The organism is Streptomyces sp. NPDC003034 (genome assembly GCF_053591375.1).
This window is the reverse complement of record NZ_JBSFTS010000004.1, coordinates 221725-242395: the sequence shown is the minus strand read 5'-3', so window position 1 is coordinate 242395 and position 20671 is coordinate 221725. Positions and strand designations below refer to the sequence as shown.

Below are 20671 nucleotides of genomic sequence, written 5' to 3'. Positions count from 1 at the left end.
GGCGTCAACTCCGTACGTCCGACAGCCCCGCCCGGGCCACCCGGCGGGGCTGTCGCCTATCCGGGTGGACCCGGCCGCGGCCCCTTCCGCCCGGCCGTCGTCGCAGGTCAGCGTGGTGCCAACGGCGCTCCGGAACGGTCCGGAACGCCCCTCGTCCACTTGGAGTTGACCCGTCATGCGTACGTGGAGCACCGCAATCGCCGCCACCGTCCTGGCCGCCACCGCCCTCATCCCCAGTACGTCCACCAGCGCCCGCGCCGCCGGCCCACCGCCCCTCGGGGCCTGTGCGACGGGGCAGCTGTGCCTATGGGCGCAACCGGACTTCAAGGGCACCCGGCACGTCCACGAGCTCAGCACGCTCGACATCAACAGCTGCACGGCACTGCCCACAGGCAAGAGCTCCCAGGCCCTCGCCAACCGGACCGGACGCCCCGTGACCACCTACCAGTCGGCGGAGTGCGCCGAGACCGGCGAGTTCCAGACCTACCCGGGCGACGGCGTCTGGCTGCCCCAGTCGCCCTACCAGGTCAGGGCGTTCAAGGTGTGGGAAAGCTAGGCCGTCTCCCTCTGCCCGGGCACCGCGTCCGCGGCCCGGGCCGGTAGCGGGAGCGGCACCGGGACCGGGACCGGCACCGGGACCGGGCCGCTCAGGCGGGCGACCTCGGCGCGCAGTGCCCGTACCTCCGCGGTCAGTTCGGCGATCGCGGCGGTCTGCTCCTGCTCCGCCCGGTCGTCCCGCTCGAAGCGGGAGATGAACCAGGCCGCGATGTTGGCGGTCACCACACCCAGCAGGGCGATCCCGGACAGCATCAGCCCCACCGCGAGCACCCGGCCGAGCCCGGTGGTGGGGGAGTGGTCCCCGTACCCCACCGTCGTCATCGTCGTGAAACTCCACCACACCGCGTCGCCGAGATTGCGGATGTTGCCGCCCGGGGCGTCCCGCTCCACGCTCAGCACCGCCAGCGAGCCGAACATCATCAGCCCGACCACCGCACCCGCCATGTAGGTGGTCAACCGGATCTGCGGAGCCATCCGGGCCCGCCGGCCCACCAGCAGCAGGGTGGACACCAGCCGCAGCAGCCGCAGCGGCTGGACCAGCGGCAGCGCCACCGCCACCAGATCCAGCCAATGCGTGCGGACGAATGCCTTCCGCGCCGGGGACAGAGCCAGCCGTACGAGGTAGTCGGCGGCGAAGACGGCCCACACCAGCCACTCGGTGACCGTGCACGCCCGGTGGACGACCGGCTCCGCGTCGGGGACGACGATGGGGACGGCGTACGCGACGGCGAAGGCCACGGCGAGGACGAGCAGTGGCTTCTGGGTGCGCCGCTCCCAGCGGAGCTGCACGGACTGTTCCTTCATGCCGAGCATCGTAAGGAACGCGTAAGGGGGGGCCGGGACCAAGGTCCCGGCCCCCCCTTGGCTCACGCGTGGCGGGGGCCACCGCCACGCCGGTGAACGGGTTCACCGGCCGCCGCGGTCCCCTGCCGGCCTTCGCCGGACGTCAGGCGTCGCCGCCCGCCGCACCCGGGTCGGCCGCCGTCACGTCCAGCAGCTGGTAGCGGTCGACGGCCTGCTTCAGCACCGAGCGGTCGATCTTGCCCTCCTTGGCGAGCTCGGTGAGCGTCGCCAGGACCACCGACTCGGCGTCGATGTGGAAGAAGCGCCGGGCCGCGCCCCGCGTGTCCGCGAAGCCGAAGCCGTCCGCGCCCAGCGAGGTGTACGCACCGGGCACCCACCGCGAGATCTGGTCCGGGACCGAGCGCATCCAGTCGGAGACGGCCACGAAGGGACCCTGCGCCTCCGAGAGCTTGCGCGTCACGTACGGGACGCGCTGCTCCTCCTCCGGGTGGAGCAGGTTGTGCCGCTCCACCTCGACGGCCTCGCGGCGCAGCTCGTTCCAGGAGGTGGCCGACCAGACGTCCGCCTTGACGTTCCAGTCCGCGGCGAGGATCCGCTGCGCCTCCAGCGCCCACGGCACCGCCACGCCCGAGGCCATGATCTGCGCCTCGATGGCGCCCTCGGTGCCCGCCGCCACCCGGTGGATGCCCTTGAGGATGCCGTCCACGTCGACGTCCGCCGGCTCGGCCGGGTGCTGGATCGGCTCGTTGTAGACGGTCAGGTAGTAGAAGACGTCCTCGGCGTCGGGGCCGTACATCCGCCGCAGACCGTCCTTGACGATGTGCGCGATCTCATAGCCGTAGGCCGGGTCGTAGGCCACGCACCCCGGGTTGGTCGACGCCAGCAGCTGGGAGTGACCGTCGGCGTGCTGGAGGCCCTCACCCGTGAGGGTGGTCCGGCCGGCGGTCGCGCCGAGGACGAAACCGCGCGCCAGCTGGTCGGCCATCTGCCAGAACTGGTCACCGGTGCGCTGGAAACCGAACATCGAGTAGAAGACGTAGACCGGGATCAGCGGCTCGCCGTGCGTCGCGTACGCCGAACCGGCGGCGATCAGCGAGGCCGTGCAGCCCGCCTCCGAGATGCCGTCGTGCAGCATCTGGCCGGTCGGCGACTCCTTGTACGCGAGCAGCAGGTCGCGGTCGACCGCCTCGTACTGCTGACCGAGCGGGTTGTAGATCTTGGCGCTCGGGAAGAAGGCGTCCATGCCGAAGGTGCGGTACTCGTCCGGCGCGATCAGCACGAAGCGCTTGCCGATCTCCTTGTCCCGCATCAGGTCCTTCAGGATGCGGACGAAGGCCATCGTGGTGGCGATGGACTGCTGGCCCGAGCCCTTCTTGGCTGCCGCGTACGCCTTGTCGTCCGGCAGCTGCAGCGGCTTGGCGCGCACCACGCGGGTCGGCACGTAACCACCCAGCGCGCTGCGGCGGTCGTGCATGTACTGGATCTCCGGCGAGTCCGGGCCCGGGTGGTAGTACGGCGGCGCGCCGTTCTCCAGCTGCTTGTCCGTGATCGGGATGTGCAGGCGGTCGCGGAAGCGCTTGAGGTCGTCGACCGTCAGCTTCTTCATCTGGTGCGTCGCGTTGCGGCCCTCGAAGTTCGGGCCGAGGGTCCAGCCCTTGACCGTCTGGGCCAGGATCACCGTCGGCTGGCCCTTGTGGGCCTTGGCCGCCGCGTACGCCGCGTAGACCTTCTTGTGGTCGTGGCCACCGCGGCCGAGGTGCTGGATCTGCCGGTCTGTCATGTTCTCGACCATGGCGCGCAGCCGCTGGTCGTCGCCGAAGAAGTGCTCGCGGATGTACGCGCCCGACTCGGTGGCGTACGTCTGGAACTGGCCGTCGGGCGTGGTGTTCATCTTGTTGACCAGGATGCCGTCGCGGTCCTGGGCCAGCAGCGGATCCCAGGAGCGGTCCCAGATCAGCTTGATGACGTTCCAGCCGGCGCCGCGGAACTGCGACTCCAGCTCCTGGATGATCTTGCCGTTGCCGCGCACCGGACCGTCGAGGCGCTGCAGGTTGCAGTTGACGACGAAGGTCAGATTGTCCAGGCCCTCGCGGGCGGCGATGGACAGTTGGCCGAGTGACTCCGGCTCGTCCATCTCGCCGTCGCCCAGATACGCCCAGACGTGGGACTTGGAGGTGTCCGCGATACCGCGCGCCTCCATGTACCGGTTCATCCGCGCCTGGTAGATGGCACTGATGGGCCCGAGGCCCATGGAGACGGTCGGGAACTCCCAGAAGTCCGGCATCAGCCGGGGGTGCGGGTAGCTGGAAAGGCCGTAGGGAGCCTTCGACTTCTCCTGCCGGAACGCGTCGAGCTGCTGCTCGGAGAGCCGGTCCAGGAGGTAGGCGCGGGCATAGATGCCGGGAGAGGCGTGGCCCTGGAAGAAGATCTGGTCGCCGCCGTCGCCCTCGTCCTTGCCCCGGAAGAAGTGGTTGAAGCCCACGTCGTAGAGGGAGGCGGAGGAGGCGAAGGTGGCGATGTGGCCGCCGACGCCGATCCCGGGCCGCTGGGCGCGCGAGACCATGACGGCCGCGTTCCACCGGGTGGCGTTGAGGACCTTGCGCTCGATCTCCTCATTGCCGGGGAAGAAGGGCTCGTCCTTGGTGGCGATCGTGTTGACGTAGTCCGTGCTGCGCATCTCGGGCACGGCCACGCGCTTCTCGCGGGCCCGCTCGATCAGCCGCAGCATCAGGTAGCGGGCGCGTTCACGGCCGCGCTCGTCGACTGCGGCGTCCAGGGAGTCGAGCCACTCCTGCGTCTCCTCCGGATCGAAGTCCGGGACCTGACTCGGCAGGCCGCCAATGATGATCGGATTGCGATCGGATGCGGAAGCCACGCTGTTCCTTCGCTGTCGGGGGGTCGTGCCTTGGGTTCGCCGCCTCCCATGGTCGTACGCTCGGCCCCAATCGTCATCTTTACCAATGGGTAATCCCCGGAGTCGCGGGGATCCCGGCAGGAGGCGATCGGAGGCGGTACCGCCCAAAGCGTCACTTTACTCCCAAGCCGGTCAGCCCCTTCGTAAGGCCGTTCGTCCCTCAAACAGGTAGGAAAGTCCTCAAGCGATGCCGAATGAGCTGGAATGGTGTGGGATGAATCACGAGAGGCGGGGCCGGGGAGACTGAAAGTTGCGGCGAGACGGCCGCAATCGTCACCGTTTCGACGGTCTTGGCGGCCGGGTACTTGCGCGATCCGCCGCGCCCGTGTGGACTACGCCCAATGCTGCGCGTACGCGCGCCGCCGAAGACATTCACCGAACATGAGCAGGAGGCACCCCGTGAGCGCGACCGCGGACCACGCGGAGAGCCTGGCCGCCCGGCTGGGTTTCCAGTCCGAACAGGTGGTCCAGGAGATCGGCTACGACGACGACGTCGATCAGGAATTCCGTGATGCCATCGAGGAACACATCGGCACCGATCTCGTCGACGAGGACTTCGACGACGTCGCCGACGCGGTTCTGCTGTGGTTCCGGGAGGACGACGGCGATCTGACTGACACGCTGGTCGACGCCACAGAGCTGGTCGAGGACGGCGCACTGATCCTGCTGCTGACCCCCAAGACGGGCCGCTCCGGCTACGTCGAGGCCAGCGACATCAGCGAGGCCGCCGAGACCGCCGGCCTCTCGCAGACCAGGAGCATCAGTGTCGGCAAGGAGTGGGCCGCCACCAAGATGGTGACGCCCAAGACCGCCGCCAAGTCCAAGCGCTGAGCCGCGCCCGCAGCCGAGCGGAAACGCAACCACACCCCGCCGACCAGGTGACCCGGTCGGCGGGGTGTGCGCGTTCACCGTCCCGGCGGCTGCCCGGGCCCCCGGGCCCACCCCCTGGGGCGGGTCTTTCGGATCTTGCCGGGACCGCATGGCCCGGCACCGCACCTCCCTGCGTTGTCGGGGCTTCCAGGTACGTCCAGTACGAGGCAGGCTCTTCCGCCTTGGGAGGCACGGCACCGGACAACGCGGGCTCGGCCGACACGATCCGAAAGACACGCCCTAGGCTTGCCTCACCCGAACGGCCCAACCGCTCCGGATTCCGTCCGGGGCACCGGCCTGGACGGGAACGGACGCAGGAAACGGACGCAGGAACGAAGGGATGCGAAAGATGGCGATCGAGGTCGGCGACAAGGCTCCGGGCTTCGAACTGAAGGACAACCACGGCGCCACCGTGCGGCTCTCCGACTTCCGGGGGGAGAAGGCCGTCGTACTGCTCTTCTACCCGTTCGCCTTCACCGGCGTCTGCACGGGCGAGCTGTGCGAGCTGCGCGACCAGCTGCCGCGCTTCCAGAACAGCGAGGTCCAGTTGCTCGCGGTCTCCAACGACTCCGTGCCCACCCTGCGCGTCTTCGGGGAGCAGGAGGGCCTGGACTACCCGCTGCTGTCGGACTTCTGGCCGCACGGGGAGACCTCGCGGGCGTACGGAGTCTTCGACGAGGACAAGGGCTGCGCGGTCCGTGGCACCTTCATCATCGACAAGGACGGCGTGGTGCGCTGGACCGTCGTCAACGGTCTGCCCGACCGGCGTGACCTGAACGAGTACCTCAAGGCCCTGGACAGCCTCTGAAGTCTCTGGGCGACCTCGCTCCGAGCAACCCGCTAAAAACCGCGTACAGGCGGGAACCCGTCACTAGGATCGAAGCGTTGATCCGGTAAGCAATCGCACGACGGGGCCCCGCCCCACACATGAAACCCAATGGAGGACCCGTGGGAGTCAGCCTCAGCAAGGGCGGCAACGTCTCGCTGACCAAGGCCGCGCCTAACCTGACGGCGGTCATCGTCGGTCTGGGCTGGGATGCTCGCACCACCACCGGCGTCGACTTCGACCTCGATGCCAGCGCGATCCTGACCAACGACCAGGGCAAGGTCGCCAGCGACGCGAACTTCGTGTTCTTCAACAACCTGAAGAGCCCCGACGGCTCCGTCGAGCACACCGGTGACAACACCACCGGTGAGGGCGAGGGCGACGACGAGGCGATCAAGGTCAACCTCTCCGGCGTCCCGGCCGATGTGGCGAAGATCGTCTTCCCGGTCTCGATCTACGAGGCCGAGAGCCGCCAGCAGAGCTTCGGCCAGGTCCGCAACGCGTACATCCGCGTCGTGAACCAGGCCGACAACGCCGAGCTCGCCCGCTACGACCTCTCCGAGGACGCCTCGACCGAGACCGCCATGGTCTTCGGCGAGCTCTACCGCAATGGCGCGGAGTGGAAGTTCCGTGCAATCGGCCAGGGTTACGCCTCGGGCCTGCGCGGCATCGCGCAGGACTTCGGCGTCAACGTCTGAGTCCGAGAGCAGTTCACCCGTCCGGCGCCGTGCACAGTGTGTACGGCGCCGGACTGGCTTTACGCGCTTGATCGCTTGATCTCTACCCGCTTCATCCGATTGACCGGCTGGACCCGCTTAACCGGCTGGACCTGCTCGACCGTTTGACCCGTTGGACCTGCTTGACCCGCTCCACCGGCGGGCGGCGCCGCACGCGGCGCGTCCGCCACATCCGTCACACCGTCGTCCGGGGAGGACCACAACATGGGCGTCACACTCGCCAAGGGGGGCAATGTCTCCCTCTCCAAGGCCGCACCGAACCTGACCCGGGTTCTGATCGGGCTGGGATGGGACGCACGCTCGACCACGGGAGCCGACTTCGACCTCGATGCCAGCGCGCTGCTGTGCAACAGCGGCCGGGTGCTCGGGGACGAGTACTTCGTCTTCTACAACAACCTGACGAGCCCCGACGGCTCCGTCGAGCACACGGGCGACAACCTCACCGGCGAGGGGGACGGCGACGACGAGTCGATCATCATCGACCTCACCAAGGTGCCGGCCCATGTGGACAAGATCGTGTTCCCGGTCTCGATCCACGAGGCGGACGCCCGCCGGCAGAGCTTCGGCCAGGTCAGCAATGCCTTCATCCGCGTGGTGAACCAGGCGGACGGTCAGGAACTGGCGCGCTACGACCTCTCCGAGGACGCCTCCAACGAGACCGCGATGATCTTCGGCGAGGTCTACCGGTACGGGGGCGAGTGGAAGTTCCGCGCGGTGGGGCAGGGGTACGCGTCGGGTCTCAGGGGCATCGCTCTAGACTTCGGGGTCAACGTTTCGTAAAGCCGTACAACACGATGGGGTGCCAGTGGTTCTCAAAACCTTCGGCTGGTCGTTCGCAGTCACTGCGCTCGGTCTGGTCGCAGCGGTGTTCTACGGGGGGTGGACCGCCTTCGGAATCGTGGCGATCCTGTGCATCCTGGAGATCTCGCTGTCTTTCGACAACGCGGTGGTCAACGCCGGAATCCTGAAGAGGATGAATGCCTTCTGGCAGAAGATCTTCCTCACCATCGGCGTGCTCATCGCCGTGTTCGGCATGCGACTGGTCTTCCCCGTCGTGATCGTCGCGATCAGCGCGAAGATCGGACCGATCGAGGCCGTCGAGCTGGCCATGACCGACAAGGACATGTACAAGCAGCTGGTCACGGACGCTCACCCGTCCATCGCGGCCTTCGGCGGCATGTTCCTGCTGATGATCTTCCTCGACTTCATTTTCGAGGACCGTGACATCAAGTGGCTCACGTGGCTGGAGCGTCCGCTCGCCAAGCTCGGCAAGATCGACATGCTGTCGGCGTGCATCGCGCTGATCGTCCTGCTCATCACCTCCATGACCTTCGCCACCCACGCCCACCAGCACGGCGGGACGCACGTGGACAAGGCGCAGACCGTCCTCATCTCCGGAATCCTCGGTCTGATCACCTACATGGTCGTCGGCGGCCTCTCCGGCTTCTTCGAGCACAAGCTGGAGGAAGAGGAGGAGGCCGAACACGAGGCCGAGGAAGTGGCGAGGAAGAGCGGCAAGCCGGTCTCGGCCGTCGCCATGGCCGGCAAGGCCGCGTTCTTCATGTTCCTCTACCTCGAAGTCCTCGACGCCTCGTTCTCCTTCGACGGGGTCATCGGCGCCTTCGCCGTCACCAACGACATCGTGATCATGGCCATTGGTCTCGGTGTCGGTGCCATGTACGTCCGGTCCCTGACGGTCTACCTGGTCCGCCAGGGAACCCTCGACGACTACGTCTACCTGGAGCACGGCGCGCACTACGCCATCGGCGCGCTCGCCATCCTCCTGCTCGTCACCATCCAGTACGAGATCAACGAGCTCATCACCGGCCTCATCGGCGTGGTGCTGATCGGGTGGTCCTTCTGGTCCTCGGTGCGCCGCAACAAGCGACTGGCCGCCGAGGGCGGCAACGGCGGAGAGCCGGCGGAGGTCAAGGCCGGGGTGTAACCGGGCCCCGACCGCGAAATACTCTCAGGCGGGACCATTCACTCGGCGGGGCGGCCGCGCGGATCCTTCAGGACCGCGCGGCCGCCCCGCCGCACATCCGGTGCGGGAACCGACCTGGGGGGTTGGGGCATGGCTTTCTTCGACGGGCTCAGGGGCGCTCGCGCCTCACAGTTCCAGTCCGGCAGCGCCTCGTCGAACTCGATCGAGCTGACCAAACGACGCCCGACGGTGTCGCTCACCAAGCAGGGAGCGGTCCACGGCAACCTGCGCGTCAATCTGTCGTGGCGCATGCGGACCTCGGACTTCGGCGGCCGTTCCGGCCAGAGCGGCCAGCTCTTCCGGCACCCGTTCAAGCTCTTCAAACCCGACATGGTGCAGGCGCACACCCAGGGCGTGGTCAATGTCGACCTCGACCTCGGCTGCCTCTACGAGCTCACCGACGGCACCCGGGGCGCCGTACAGCCGCTCGGCAATCTCCTGGGGGACATCAACGACCCGCCGTACGTCAAGCTCAGCGGCGACGACAGGTTCGGATCGGGCTCGGGGGAGACCCTCTACGTCAACCTCGATCACGCCGACGAGATAAAAAGGCTGCTGCTCTTCGTCTACATCTACGACCAGACCCCGGCCTTCGACCGCACCCACGCCCTGGTCACCCTCTACCCGAGCTCCGGGCCGCGCATCGAGGTCGCGCTGGATGAGCGGCACCCGGAGGCCCGTTCCTGCGCGGTCGTCTCCCTGGAGAAGGTCAAGGGCGAGCTGCTCGTGCGGCGCGAGGTGAAGTTCGTGTACGGGTTCCAGGCCGAGCTGGACCGGCTCTACGGCTGGGGACTCCAGTGGGGGCGCGGCTACAAGAGCACCAAGGCCTGACGCCCGCCCGCCGGGCGGGGCCCGGCCCGGGCGTCAGCGGTGGCTGAGGCATCAGCGGTCGATGAGGCCTCAGCGGCGGATGAACTGCGGGCCCTGCACCGGTAGCCGGAAGGCCGGGTCGCCGCCCGGTCCGGGCACCGGGGCGGGGGACACCGGCTGCGGGTACCCGTACGCCGGCGGCTCGGCCGGCGGCGCCTGCGTGGGCGGCGCCGGCGCGGGCTGGACGGGTGTCGACGGGACCGGCGCGGGCCGGGGCTGCGGCGCGCTCATCGCCGCCGTCTGCTCGGCGGTGGGTCCCGCCTCGGGACTGGCGGCGGGCTCGGGGGCGTTCTCGTCCACCGAGATCCCGTGGTCGGTGGCCAGCCCCACCAGCCCGTCGGAGTAGCCCTCACCGAGCGCGCGGAACTTCCACCCCTCGCCCCGGCGGTACAGCTCCCCGCAGATCAGCGCCGTCTCGGCGCCGGTCTCGGGCCGCACGTCGAAGTGGGCCAGCGGTTCGGAGCCGCCGCTCGCGGTGGCGTCGTACAGCAGGATCCGCAGGTCGCGGACGTGCTCGAAGGGGACGTCCTCGGCGGAGGCGACGACCAGGATCCGGTCCACCGCCGGGGTCACGGCGCGCAGGTCGGCCTGGACGGCGTCGGTGACGGAATCGCCGAGCTGCTTCTTGCCCAGGCGCCATACGGCCCCCGAGGGGTGGCGGGGCTGGTTGTAGAAGACGAAGTCCTCATCCGAACGCACCCGGCCGTCCGGGCCGACGAGCAGCGCGGAGGCGTCCACGTCCGGCACCTGGGGTCCGCCGGTCCAGCGCAGCACCGCCCGGACCGCCACGGCGGTCACCGGGATGTTGGAGCCCTTCTGCATCGCGTGCGTCATGCCGGTCATCCTGCCCTCCCGGGGCGGAGCGGGACAATGCGGCCCCCCGTAGGGCCTTGTCTCGAACGGAAGACCTGGGCATGGTGCAGGAGGGTTACCTGAACTTCATGTGCTTGAGGAACTCTTGACTCTCATTCGTACGTACTATTACCGGCCACGCCAGTTGGGCCGTCGAGGCAGTACGGGGGAAGCACATGCGTCACTTCGGGCACATATCGCCCACTGTCCGTAAGGGCCTCTTCCACCAGGAGCCGGCCGAATTCACCGCTGCCTCACCGGCCCGCACCCTCGCCGCCGCCCTGGGTGCCACGCTGTACAGCCCCGCCACCCGCCCCCAGCTCGCCGCGGACATCCGCAAGCAAGCCGGGCGCGGGGTCGTCTCCATGGTCCTCTGCCTGGAGGATTCCATCAGCGACGGCGATGTCACCGGCGCCGAGGAGAACCTCGTCCGGCAGTTCGCCGAGCTCCGGGAGGACGTGGACGAGCTCCCGCTGCTGTTCATCCGCATCCGTACGCCCGAGCAGATACCCGACCTCGTCAAGCGCCTCGGCGGCTCCGCGGGGCGACTGGCCGGATTCGTACTGCCCAAGTTCAACGAAAGCCGCGGTACCGCCTTCCTCGACGCCGTCGCCGATGCCGAGGCGGCGAGCGGGCAGCCCCGCCTGTACGCCATGCCGGTCCTGGAGACCCCCGACCTCCTCCATCTCGAAACCCGCGTCGAAGCCCTCGCCGGCATCTCCCGCACCGTCAACAGCCACCGCGAGCGGGTGCTCGCGCTGCGGCTGGGCGTGACCGACTTCTGCTCGGCGTACGGCCTGCGGCGCACCCCCGACATGACCGCCTACGACGTCCAGATCGTGGCCGGGGTGATCGCGGACGTCGTCAACGTCCTGAGCCGCGCCGACGGCACCGGCTTCACCGTGACCGGACCGGTGTGGGAGTACTTCCGCAGCCAGCAGCGCCTCTTCAAACCGCAGCTGCGCCGCAGCCCCTTCCTGGAGGAGGGCGTGGAAGAGCTGCGCACCGCGCTGATCGAGCACGACCTGGACGGCCTGCTGCGCGAGATCGAACTCGACCGGGCCAACGGGCTGCTGGGCAAGACGTGCATCCACCCGGCCCACGTCACCCCCGTCCACGCGCTGTCGGTGGTCTCCCACGAGGAGTTCAGCGACGCTCAGGACATCCTGCGCCCCGAGCGGGGCGGCGGCGGAGTAATGCGTTCCGCCTACACGAACAAGATGAACGAGGTGAAGCCCCACCGCGCCTGGGCGGAGCGCACCATGCTGCGCGCCGAGGTCTTCGGCGTGGCGAAGGAGGAGGTCGGCTTCGTCGACCTGCTCACGGCCGGGCTGCAGGTGTGAGCGTGTCCGGGCAGGGCGAGGGCGGGCCGACTGAGGGCCCGGGGGCTGTCGGGGCCTGCGGGACGGGCGAGAGTCACGGGACAACGAGGAAAGGCAAGACGATCGAAGAAGTGTGGTCGGGAACCTGGGTCGCGGACCGGCTGGGCGTGAGCCTGCGGGAGACCGCCGAGCCGGGATCACCACGGCTTGCCGAGCTGCTCGGGCTGGCGCTGCGGCGCAACCCCAAGCGGGCTCACCTGCTGGTCTCGCAGGTGCTGGGCAAGCACGTCCCGCAGTCCCCGGAGACCGTGTACACGGCCGGGTACGGACTCGGCCGGCGGGTCCGGGATCTGCTCGGCGAGGACGCGGCGGCCCGTGCGGTCGTCGTCGGCTACGCGGAGACCGCCACCGGGCTCGGCCACTGCGTGGCCGACGGCCTGGGCCCGGCCCCCTACCTGCACTCCACCCGCCGGCCCGTGACGGGCGTCGAGCCCGCCGGCGGCTTCGAGGAAGCGCACTCGCACGCCACCTCCCACCTGCTGCTGCCCGAGGACCCGGCCCTGCTGGCCGGCAGCGGGCCGCTGGTGCTCGTGGACGACGAGTTCTCCACCGGCAACACCGTCCTCAACACCATCCGCGACCTGCACGCACGCCACCCCCGCTCCCACTACGTGGTGGTCGCCCTGGTCGACATGCGCTCCCCGGCCGACCGGGACCGGCTCACCGCCTTCGCCGCCGAGCTCGGCGCGCGGGTGGACCTGATCGCCCTGGCCCGCGGCACCGTGTCCCTGCCGGACGGCGTACTGGCCAAGGGCCGGGCCCTGGTCGAGCGGTACGAGGACATGCGCCCGCCCCGGCCCGCCCCGGCCGCGGCGGTGGACGGTGTGCACGCCACCCCGGACCCGCTGCCGGACGGCGACGGCGACGGCAACAGCGACGGCAACAGCGACGGCGCCTGGCGGAGGGTCGAGCTCCACTGGCCCCCCGGCGTCCCCGACGGGGCCCGGCACGGCTTCACCCCGGCCCACCGCACAGCGCTGGAGGAGGCGCTGCCCGCCATGGCCCGCCACCTCGCCGGAGCGCTGGGCGCGGAGCCCGGACGGATCCTCGTACTGGGTAACGAGGAGCTGATGTACGCGCCGCTGCGCCTCGCGAAGGCACTTCAGGAGGCGGGTGCGGCCCGCGAGGTCCGCTTCTCGACCACCACCCGTTCGCCGGTGCTCGCCGTGGACGACCCCGGCTACGCCATCCGCACCCGGCTGGTCTTCCCCGCCCACGACGCCCCCGCCGACGGGCCCGGGGACCGGTACGCCTACAACGTCGCGGGCGCCGGCTTCGACGCCGTCGTCGCCGTGGTCGACTCGGCCGGGGACACCCCCGCGCTGCGTACGGGTCTGCTGGCGGCCCTCGCCCCGCACACCGGCCGCGTCCTGCTCGCCGTGATCCCCTCGTACGTCCCCTCGTACGTCCCCCCGCGCACCGCCTCGGACCTGCCGACCGCAGCCCCGGCAGACCCGTACCCGGCAGACCCGTACACCTCAGACCGGCAGGAGCCGACCATGCCCGAGCCCCTGCGCGGCCCCGCCTTCTCCTCGTACGCCGCCGAGGACGTCGGCTGGCTGCTCCAGGACTTCTCCGACGTGGAGCTGGAGGCCCCGACGGAGGAGCGCGAGGAGGCCATCCAGGCGGGCGGCGCCCACTACGCCGAGTCGCTGCCCGTCGAGTACCAGCCGTCCCCGCAGTACCAGGAGCTCTATCAGAGCGCCCTGACCGCATCCGCCACCCGCATCGCGCGGGCCGTCGGCACCGTCACCGAGACCGTCCTCGCCGAGCGCTCCCCGGCGCCCGTCCTGGTCTCCCTGGCCCGGGCCGGCACCCCCGTCGGCGTGCTGATGCGCCGCTGGGCCCGGGCCCGGCACGGCCTGGACCTGCCGCACTACGCCGTCTCCATCGTGCGCGGCCGCGGCATCGACTCCAACGCCCTGCGCTGGCTCGCCGCCCACCACGACCCGGCCGACGTCGTCTTCGTGGACGGCTGGACCGGCAAGGGCGCCATCACGCGCGAACTGAAGGCCGCGCTCGGCGAGTTCCCCGGCTTCGACCCGGAGATCGTCGTCCTGGCCGACCCGGGTTCGTGCGTGCCGACGTACGGCACCCGCGAGGACTTCCTGATCCCCTCCGCCTGCCTCAATTCCACCGTCTCCGGTCTGATCTCCCGTACGGTTCTGAGGTCCGACCTGGTCGGTCCCGCCGATTTCCACGGCGCGAAGTACTACCGCGAGCTGGCCGCGGCCGATGTCTCCGTCGACTTCATCGACACCGTCGCGGCCCGCTTCGACGAGGTGGCCGACGCAGTCGACGCCGAAGTCAAGGAACTGCTCGCGGCCGACCGCACACCCACCTGGGAGGGCTGGGCGGCGGTGGAGCGGATCAGCGAGGAGTACGGCATCCACGACGTGAACCTGGTCAAGCCGGGCGTCGGCGAGACCACCCGCGTGCTGCTGCGCCGGGTGCCGTGGAAGATCCTGGCCCAGCGCGGGGCCGGGGCGGACCTGGACCACGTACGCCTCCTCGCCGAGCAGCGCGGGGTCCCGGTGGAAGAGGTCGACGGGCTGCCGTACACGTGCGTAGGACTCATCCATCCCCGATTCACACGCGGCGCGACCGGCGCCGACGGAAAGGCTGTGGCCTCGAAGTGACTGTCCTGGTAGCCAGTGATCTCGACCGTACGCTCATCTACTCGGCGGCCGCTCTCGGCCTGACCATGCCCGACCCGGTGGCCCCGCGGCTGCTGTGCGTCGAGGTCCACGAGAGCAAGCCGCTGTCCTACATGACGGAGACGGCGGCGGGACTGCTGGCGGAGCTGACGGCGGAGCCGGGAGTCGTCTTCGTCCCCACGACGACGCGGACCCGCAAGCAGTACCAGCGGATCCGCTTCCCCGGCGCTCCCATCCCGTACGCGATCTGCGCCAACGGCGGTCAGCTGCTCGTGCACGGGGTGCCGGACCGGGACTGGCGGCGCCAGGTCGCCGCGCGGCTCGCACAGGAGTGCGCCCCGCTGGAGGAGGTGTACGCCCATCTGCTGGCGACGGCCGACCCGGCGTGGCTGCGCAAGGCGCGGCTGGCGGAGGACCTCTTCGCGTACCTGGTCGTGGAACGCGCGCTGCTCCCCGACGAATGGCTGAAGTCCCTGGCGCAGTGGTGCGAGGCGCGCGGCTGGGCGGTCTCGCTCCAGGGCCGCAAGGTCTACGCCGTTCCGCGCCCGCTGACCAAGAGCGCGGCGATGCGCGAAGTGGCCCGGCGTACCGGGGCCACCGCGACCCTCGCCGCGGGGGACTCGCTCCTGGATGCGGACCTGCTGCTGGCGGCGGACGCGGGCTGGCGCCCGGGCCACGGCGAGCTGGCCGACGCGCTCTGGACGGCGCCGACGGTGACGGCCCTGCCCACGGCGGGAGTCCTCGCCGGAGAGGAAATCGTTCGGGCGTTCGCCCGCGAGGTGGGCAGTCGACTCGGCACACTGACGTCATGACCAAAGGCAACAGCACCAAGATCACTGATGAGCTCTACCAGTACATGCTCGCCCACAACCCCCCGCTGGACGAGGTGCAGCGGGGGCTGGTGGCGACGACGTACGAGAAGTTCCCGGACGTCGCCGGGATGCAGTCGGCGGAGGAACAGGGGCCCCTGCTCGCCTTCCTGGTCCGGCTGACCGGCGCCCGCCACATCGTGGAGGTGGGCACCTTCACCGGCTTCTCCACCCTGTCGATGGCCCAGGCACTGCCGGCCGACGGCCGCCTCATCGCCTGCGACGTCTCGCGGGAGTGGACGGCGTACGGCCAGGAGGCCTGGAAGGAGGCGGGCGTCGCCGACCGCATCGACCTGCGCATCGCGCCGGCCCTGGAGACCCTGCGGGCGATGCCGGCCGAAGCGCACATCGACATGGCGTACGTGGACGCGGACAAGGAGAGCCAGATCGCCTACTGGGAGGAGCTGGTGCCGAGGATGCGCCAGGGCGGCCTGATCGTCACGGACAACACGCTCTTCCACGGCACGGTGCTCGACGAATCCGCCACGGGTGCGGCGGCGGGCGTCCGCGCCTTCAACGACCACGTCTCGGCGGATTCCCGCATGGAATCCGTCCTCCTGGCGATCTCCGACGGGCTGACGCTCTCGCGCAAGCGCTAGCGGGGCTGGCCCGCGTATGACCGGGGTGGGGCGGCTGCCCCGCCCCGGTCCGAGCGGTCATGGCGCCGGCTGTCGAAGGCGCTGCCGAGCCGGTGCGGCAAGGGCCTTTCAGGCACGCGCGGCGGCGGCGAACGGGCCGCCGGACCCGAAGGCCAGGGCCGCGAAGCGCTCGCCCATGCGTCGGTGTGTGGCGGCGTCCGGGTGGAGCTGGTCGGGCAGCGGCAGTTCGGCGAAGTCCTGCTCCCCGTACAGCTCGCGGCCGTCGAGGTAGTGCAGGTTCGGGTCCTCGGCTGCCCGCTGCGCCACGATGCGGGCCAGCTCGTCCCGGATCACGCCCAGCGTCAGCTTCCCGCCGGCCCGCTCCGCCGGGTCGCCCGCGGCGAGGAACCGGAGCCTGCCCGCGCTGAGGGCGCTGAAGTCCGGCGCGCTGGGGCCGGGCGTGTCCTCGTGGATGGGGCACAGGATGGGGGAGACGACCAGGAGCGGGGTGGTGGGGTGGCCCTCGCGGACGGTGTCGAGGAAGCCGTGCACCGCGGGGCCGAAGGCGCGCAGGCGCATCAGGTCGGTGTTGACGAGGTTGATGCCGATCTTGATGCTGATCAGGTCGGCGGGGGTGTCGCGCAGCGCGCGGGCGGTGAACGGGTCGAGCAGGGCGCTGCCGCTCAGGCCCAGGTTGGTCAGTTCCACGCCGCCGAGGGAGCCGGCCAGCGCGGGCCAGGTCGTGCTGGGGCTCGCCGCGTCGGAGCCGTGGCTGATGGAACTGCCGTGGTGCAGCCACTGCTTGCGCTGCCCCTGCGGCATGGGCTCGACGGGGGCATCGGTGCGCAGGGCGACGAGCTGGGTGATCTCGTTGTACGGCAGCCAGATCTCGACGTCCTTGACGTGGTCGGAGAGACCCGAGAACCGGACGGTGCCCACCGGGCCGGGGCGGGTTTCCGCGGTTCCGGTGGCCATGTCGATCGTCAGGACGTTGCCGCCGGTCACACTGGCCTGGCCGGCCAGCCGGCCGTCGACGAGCAGGTCGTACACGCCGTCGGGCCGGGGCGGGGCGCCCAGGTAGGCGTTCTTGGTGCGCAGCGCGTCCACTTCCACGGCGGTGGCCCGGGTGCGGAACACCAGCCGCACGCCGGAGGGCTGCGCCTCCACCATCGCCAGCTGCCCGTCGGCGCACTGCGCGCGGGCCCGGGCGGGCAGCCGGTGCGGCAGCACGCCGTGTTCGGTGCGCTCCAGGTCCAGGGCGCCGCGCAGGAGATCGGCGGTGAGGGGGGTGGTGATCCAGTGCGCCGCCCGGGCAGCCGCGGGGGCGCCGGGGGCGTCGTCGAGCGCTTCGGTCATGGGTGCATTCTGCAGGGCGGTGGGGTGATCGGCCCCATGGTTTCCGGCCGTGGGCCGGGCGCCCGCCCATGGCACGGCGTCGGCCTACGGCCGTCCGCTCATTCCTGTTTGGCCGGCCGACTGGCTGGCTGGCTGGCGCCGGGGGCCTTGGCCGCGGGAGCTGCTGGGCGGCCGCCTTCTAGCCGCAGCCGCCTCCACCGCAGCAGCCCCCGCCCCCGCCGCCGGCTCGCATGGCCGGCGCGGGCGCGCTGCTGGTGCCGCCCACGGCGACGGCGGACAAGAGCTTGACGGTGTCGGCGTGCCCCGAGGGGCAGTCCGCGGGCGCGGAGGACTCGGCCATGGGCCGGCTGATCTCAAAGGTGTCGTCGCAGATCCGGCAGCGGAATTCATAACGAGGCATGCGCACAGGCTAAGCCGCCGAATCGGCCGGGCACATCCCCGGCCGGGTGACACCACCCGCGCAGCCCTCCTACCGGGGCGCCTCCTGCGGGCGCTGCCCCGGCGGGCGCTCCTCCTGCTCGGTGCGCCTGCGGGACCTTGCCCCGGGCTCCTTGTCTGCGGTCGGCGGGCGGGCCCCCCGTACGCGCCGCCGTGAACCGGGACAAGTCACCGCGGCCGAGCGGAGCGAGCGCTGCCGGATTCGAGGGAGTGCAGTCGGTTGCGCCCGCGCCGAGTGAGCCGGGCCTGAGCGGAGTCGGCCGGTGCCGGGGCGGAATGAGCGTGCCGGAGGGGAGGGGGCGGTGCCGGAGCAGAGTGAGCCGGGGCCGAGCGGAGTGCCGTACCGGGGCGGAGGCGGCCGTGGCGGAACCGAGCGATCGGGGCCCCAGCCGAGTCAGCCGTGCCCGAGCTGTTCGCGGATATCGGTCACCACCCGGTTCACCGCCGCCCGGACGCCCGCCATCTCCTGGAGGAACGCCCAGTAGTCCGGGTGGCGCGCCTCCAGCCCGGCCAACGCGCGGTCCATGCGCGCGACCGCCTCGTCCAGCGGCCGCGCATGCCGCGGATCCGGCACACTGCGGCCGGCCATCGCCAGCCGCTGCGCGTCCCGGATCGCGAACCGCGTCCGGTCCGCCTCCGCCCGCGGATTCCGCGCCACCGCATCCAGCCGCGTCAGCCGGTCCTGCGCCGCCGACACCGCCTCGTCGGTGGCGTCCAGCGCAGCCCGTACCCCCTCGATCAGGGTCCCCACATCGGCCCAGCGCTGCTCCTCGCGTGCCCGGGCAGCCTCCCGTAGCCTCTCCTCGGCCTGCGCGATCCCCCGTACGGCCTGGTCAGGAACCTGCTGGAGGTCCTGCCAGCACGCCGCCCGGAAACGCCGGCGCAGCTCACTGAGGACCGGATCCACCCGGTCCGCCCGGTTGCGCAGCGCCTGCGCCCGCGTCCGCAGGCTCACCAGCCGCCGGTCGATCTCCGCGGCCCGCTCCGGCAGCCGGACCGCCTCCACCCGTATGGCCTCGGCGTCCCGCAGAATCCGGTCCGCGCGCTGCACGGTCGCCTGGACTCCGTGCAGCCCGGCCCCCTGGTTCAGCTTGGTCAGCTCCGGCCCCAGGGCCGCCAGCCGGGCGGCCAGGTCATCGGCCCGCATCCCGTCGGCCCGTACGGCGTCCAACGCGTCACTCGCCGCCAGTAGCGCGGCCTTGGCCCGCTCCCGCGCCGGGGCCACCCGTGCGAGCTGGGTCTCGGCCTTGTCCAGCAACGGCTGCAGCCCCTGCGCGAAGCGGTCCAGCTCCCCCTTGACCCGTACGAGCTCGTCCCGTGCCCGGGTCAGCTGCTGGGCGGCCCGCGCGGCGACCGACGCGTCCAGCTCGGGGCGGTCCAGATCGTGCGCGTCGACCGCCTCGATGTACACGTGGCTGACCTGATCGATCCGCTGCCCCAGCGCGGTGAAGCCCGCCCCCACCTGCCGCGCGGCGGGCGATCCGTCCGCCGCGGCGATGGTCTCGACCGAGATCCGCAGATCCCTTTGCGCGGTGTCCAACTCGTAGAACGCCGCGGCGGCGGCATCCTTCGCCGCCTGCGCATCCGCCCGCCGACTCTCGTCCCGCCCACCGAACCAACGCCGGGATGCCGTTGTCACAATGCCTCTCCCGTACCGCGTCCGCCATGCCCCGGTCCATTCTCCCCCACCGGAACGGGTTTGCGCGGGGGGTGTGCCCCCCATGTAGGCTGTCCACTCATCCACGGGTGTGTAGCTCAGGGGTAGAGCGCTGCTCTTACAAAGCAGATGTCGGCGGTTCGAAACCGTCCACGCCCACCAGCACGAAGACCCCCCGCCGATCATGGCGGGGGGTCTTCCGCGTGGGTCGCTGGGGTCGGCCCAGGGGTTGTTGGCGCCGTGGTTGGACTTCCTCTTCCGCTTCTTCTTGCGGGCGCGAGGCTCGTCCCTCGCCCGGCCGCGCGGACAACTCGCTCATGCGGGGATCTTTCAGGTCTTCCCCGCTCTGGATTCGGTCCGCGAGGTCCGCGGCGACGATCGGCGTGGGATCGTCGGGTGCATGGGCGAGTGGCTCCTGTCGGGTGGGGTGGTCGCGGTGCTGGTCGCGGCTGTGGTGGTGATGGAACGGGCTGCCGGGGCCGCGTTCGAGCGGAGACGGGCCGAGGCGCGGGCGCGGCTGCTCGCGCAGGTCGCTGAGCCTGCGAAGTCCGCGGCGCCCGCGGCGCACTCGTCGGATCCGAAGTACGCGGACGTCGGCGGCATCCGGCCGACGGCGGAACAGCTCGACCGGCGGGACGAATTCACGCCGCTCCTCGTGGAGTACTACGCCTACGGGCTGACCCAGGCGCGGAGCAGTTTCGCGACCAGCCAGATATTCGCCGGCCTCGGGGCGGCCATCCTCCTCTTCGGCGTGGGGCTCGCCGTATGGAAGGCCGAGAGCAGCGGAGACCTGTATCTGGGGGTCGTCACCTGTTCGGTGGGACTGGTCGTGGCCCTGGTCGGGCAGCTGTTCCACCGGCGGGCCGACATCGCGCTCAAGCACATGGCCGACCAGACCGCCTCACTGCGCGACGACCGGCGGGCCGCCGAGACGACGCAGCAGGCCATCCGGCTGCTGGACGAGGTCGGGGACCCGGTGCTGCGGGCCCGGCTCCAGGCCGGGCTGATCATGAAACTGTCCGGGGCCGAGCTGCCCGGGTAGCGCGATAGTAGGAGTATGTGCCGTTCCATTAAGACCCTGCGCCCGCCCGCCATCCCCGAGAAGGCCACGGAGGAGGAGATCCGCGCCGCGGCCCTGCAGTACGTACGGAAGGTCTCCGGGTTCCGCGTGCCCGCCGCGCACAACCGCGAGGTGTTCGAGGCGGCCGTGGACTCCGTCGCCGAGGCCACCCGGATGCTGCTCGACGGAGTGCGCGTACGGGGGCAGGCCGAGCCCGCCGCATGACCGCCGGACGGCTCGCCGGATCGGCGGTCGCCAG

General features: G+C 70.8%; 19 protein-coding genes and 1 tRNA gene. 14 read left to right on the top strand and 6 right to left on the bottom strand.

What is annotated here, in order from left to right; all coding sequences use genetic code 11:
• Positions 1–175 precede the first annotated feature (175 nt).
• The gene (locus tag ACWDX7_RS07515; RefSeq protein ID WP_451489162.1) at positions 176–556 is read left to right on the top strand and encodes a peptidase inhibitor family I36 protein; all 381 of its coding nucleotides are present in this window, start codon (positions 176–178) and stop codon (positions 554–556) included.
• Here the strand turns inward: ACWDX7_RS07515 and ACWDX7_RS07510 are convergent.
• Positions 553–1362, bottom strand: coding sequence for a potassium channel family protein (locus ACWDX7_RS07510; protein WP_451489161.1), 810 nt, complete (start codon positions 1360–1362; stop codon positions 553–555). The genes ACWDX7_RS07515 and ACWDX7_RS07510 overlap by 4 nt on opposite strands.
• A 142-nt stretch (positions 1363–1504) precedes the next feature.
• Entirely contained in the window at positions 1505–4237 is a 2733-nt protein-coding gene (gene aceE / locus ACWDX7_RS07505) for a pyruvate dehydrogenase (acetyl-transferring), homodimeric type (protein ID WP_451491062.1), read from the bottom strand.
• A 438-nt stretch (positions 4238–4675) separates the two neighbouring features.
• Here aceE and ACWDX7_RS07500 point away from each other — a divergent pair, with 438 nt between their 5' ends.
• From ACWDX7_RS07500 to ACWDX7_RS07475, 6 genes are all read left to right on the top strand, one after another.
• The gene (locus ACWDX7_RS07500; RefSeq protein ID WP_451491063.1) at positions 4676–5107 is read left to right on the top strand and encodes a DUF3052 domain-containing protein; all 432 of its coding nucleotides are present in this window, start codon (positions 4676–4678) and stop codon (positions 5105–5107) included.
• A gap of 388 nt (positions 5108–5495) precedes the next feature.
• Entirely contained in the window at positions 5496–5954 is a 459-nt protein-coding gene (locus ACWDX7_RS07495) for a peroxiredoxin (protein ID WP_451491198.1), read from the top strand.
• 140 nt (positions 5955–6094) lie between these two features.
• Positions 6095–6670, top strand: coding sequence for a TerD family protein (locus ACWDX7_RS07490; protein WP_451491064.1), 576 nt, complete (start codon positions 6095–6097; stop codon positions 6668–6670).
• Between the two features lie 243 nt (positions 6671–6913).
• Positions 6914–7489, top strand: coding sequence for a TerD family protein (locus ACWDX7_RS07485; RefSeq protein ID WP_451491065.1), 576 nt, complete (start codon positions 6914–6916; stop codon positions 7487–7489).
• 25 nt (positions 7490–7514) lie between these two features.
• The gene (locus tag ACWDX7_RS07480; RefSeq protein ID WP_451491066.1) at positions 7515–8654 is read left to right on the top strand and encodes a DUF475 domain-containing protein; all 1140 of its coding nucleotides are present in this window, start codon (positions 7515–7517) and stop codon (positions 8652–8654) included.
• Between the two features lie 129 nt (positions 8655–8783).
• Positions 8784–9524, top strand: coding sequence for a TerD family protein (locus ACWDX7_RS07475; protein ID WP_451491067.1), 741 nt, complete (start codon positions 8784–8786; stop codon positions 9522–9524).
• Positions 9525–9593: 69 nt separating this feature from the next.
• Here the strand turns inward: ACWDX7_RS07475 and ACWDX7_RS07470 are convergent, their stop codons facing one another.
• Positions 9594–10397 (bottom strand): TerD family protein, encoded by an 804-nt coding sequence (locus tag ACWDX7_RS07470; RefSeq protein ID WP_451491199.1) that lies wholly within the window; start codon positions 10395–10397, stop codon positions 9594–9596.
• A 194-nt stretch (positions 10398–10591) separates the two neighbouring features.
• Between ACWDX7_RS07470 and ACWDX7_RS07465 the strand changes: the two genes are divergently transcribed.
• The 4 genes from ACWDX7_RS07465 (at position 10592) to ACWDX7_RS07450 (ending at position 15922) form a co-directional block, all read left to right on the top strand.
• The gene (locus tag ACWDX7_RS07465) at positions 10592–11758 is read left to right on the top strand and encodes an HpcH/HpaI aldolase/citrate lyase family protein (RefSeq protein ID WP_451491068.1); all 1167 of its coding nucleotides are present in this window, start codon (positions 10592–10594) and stop codon (positions 11756–11758) included.
• A 101-nt stretch (positions 11759–11859) separates the two neighbouring features.
• Complete coding sequence (locus ACWDX7_RS07460) at positions 11860–14436, top strand: phosphoribosyltransferase (protein WP_451491200.1); 2577 nt, start codon at positions 11860–11862, stop codon at positions 14434–14436.
• Positions 14433–15266: an HAD family hydrolase gene (locus ACWDX7_RS07455; protein ID WP_451491069.1), complete on the top strand. Its 834-nt coding sequence runs from the start codon at positions 14433–14435 to the stop codon at positions 15264–15266. Before ACWDX7_RS07460 ends, ACWDX7_RS07455 begins: the two co-directional genes overlap by 4 nt.
• Positions 15263–15922 (top strand): O-methyltransferase, encoded by a 660-nt coding sequence (locus ACWDX7_RS07450; RefSeq protein ID WP_451491070.1) that lies wholly within the window; start codon positions 15263–15265, stop codon positions 15920–15922. The genes ACWDX7_RS07455 and ACWDX7_RS07450 overlap by 4 nt, the downstream gene beginning before the upstream one ends.
• A 108-nt stretch (positions 15923–16030) precedes the next feature.
• On the opposite strand, the gene ACWDX7_RS07445 is transcribed toward ACWDX7_RS07450, so the two are convergent.
• The 3 genes from ACWDX7_RS07445 to ACWDX7_RS07435 form a co-directional block, all read right to left on the bottom strand.
• The gene (locus tag ACWDX7_RS07445) at positions 16031–17257 is read right to left on the bottom strand and encodes a GDSL-type esterase/lipase family protein (RefSeq protein ID WP_451491071.1); all 1227 of its coding nucleotides are present in this window, start codon (positions 17255–17257) and stop codon (positions 16031–16033) included.
• Positions 17258–17435: 178 nt separating this feature from the next.
• Positions 17436–17657, bottom strand: a complete 222-nt coding sequence (locus ACWDX7_RS07440) for an FmdB family zinc ribbon protein (RefSeq protein WP_451491072.1) — start codon at positions 17655–17657, stop codon at positions 17436–17438.
• Positions 17658–18089: 432 nt separating this feature from the next.
• Entirely contained in the window at positions 18090–19334 is a 1245-nt protein-coding gene (locus ACWDX7_RS07435; RefSeq protein ID WP_451491073.1) for a hypothetical protein, read from the bottom strand.
• A 105-nt stretch (positions 19335–19439) separates the two neighbouring features.
• Between ACWDX7_RS07435 and ACWDX7_RS07430 the strand changes: the two genes are divergently transcribed.
• The 3 genes from ACWDX7_RS07430 to ACWDX7_RS07420 all read left to right on the top strand — a co-directional run bounded on the left by ACWDX7_RS07430 (position 19440) and on the right by ACWDX7_RS07420 (position 20637).
• Positions 19440–19514, top strand: a tRNA-Val gene (locus ACWDX7_RS07430).
• 238 nt (positions 19515–19752) lie between these two features.
• Complete coding sequence (locus ACWDX7_RS07425) at positions 19753–20394, top strand: TRADD-N-associated membrane domain-containing protein (RefSeq protein ID WP_451491074.1); 642 nt, start codon at positions 19753–19755, stop codon at positions 20392–20394.
• Between the two features lie 15 nt (positions 20395–20409).
• Complete coding sequence (locus tag ACWDX7_RS07420; protein WP_451491075.1) at positions 20410–20637, top strand: DUF2277 domain-containing protein; 228 nt, start codon at positions 20410–20412, stop codon at positions 20635–20637.
• Positions 20638–20671: the final 34 nt, after the last annotated feature.

Bases quoted from the DNA above. Each gene is read 5' to 3' on its own strand.
- ACWDX7_RS07515 (WP_451489162.1), top strand. From the start codon at position 176: ATGCGTACGTGGAGCACCGCAATCGCCGCCACCGTCCTGGCCGCCACC.
- ACWDX7_RS07510 (WP_451489161.1), bottom strand. From the start codon at position 1,362: ATGAAGGAACAGTCCGTGCAGCTCCGCTGGGAGCGGCGCACCCAGAAG.
- ACWDX7_RS07495 (WP_451491198.1), top strand. From the start codon at position 5,496: ATGGCGATCGAGGTCGGCGACAAGGCTCCGGGCTTCGAACTGAAGGAC.
- ACWDX7_RS07485 (WP_451491065.1), top strand. From the start codon at position 6,914: ATGGGCGTCACACTCGCCAAGGGGGGCAATGTCTCCCTCTCCAAGGCC.
- ACWDX7_RS07475 (WP_451491067.1), top strand. From the start codon at position 8,784: ATGGCTTTCTTCGACGGGCTCAGGGGCGCTCGCGCCTCACAGTTCCAG.
- ACWDX7_RS07470 (WP_451491199.1), bottom strand. From the start codon at position 10,397: ATGACGCACGCGATGCAGAAGGGCTCCAACATCCCGGTGACCGCCGTG.
- ACWDX7_RS07465 (WP_451491068.1), top strand. From the start codon at position 10,592: ATGCGTCACTTCGGGCACATATCGCCCACTGTCCGTAAGGGCCTCTTC.
- ACWDX7_RS07450 (WP_451491070.1), top strand. From the start codon at position 15,263: ATGACCAAAGGCAACAGCACCAAGATCACTGATGAGCTCTACCAGTAC.
- ACWDX7_RS07445 (WP_451491071.1), bottom strand. From the start codon at position 17,257: ATGACCGAAGCGCTCGACGACGCCCCCGGCGCCCCCGCGGCTGCCCGG.
- ACWDX7_RS07440 (WP_451491072.1), bottom strand. From the start codon at position 17,657: ATGCCTCGTTATGAATTCCGCTGCCGGATCTGCGACGACACCTTTGAG.
- ACWDX7_RS07425 (WP_451491074.1), top strand. From the start codon at position 19,753: ATGGGCGAGTGGCTCCTGTCGGGTGGGGTGGTCGCGGTGCTGGTCGCG.
- ACWDX7_RS07420 (WP_451491075.1), top strand. From the start codon at position 20,410: ATGTGCCGTTCCATTAAGACCCTGCGCCCGCCCGCCATCCCCGAGAAG.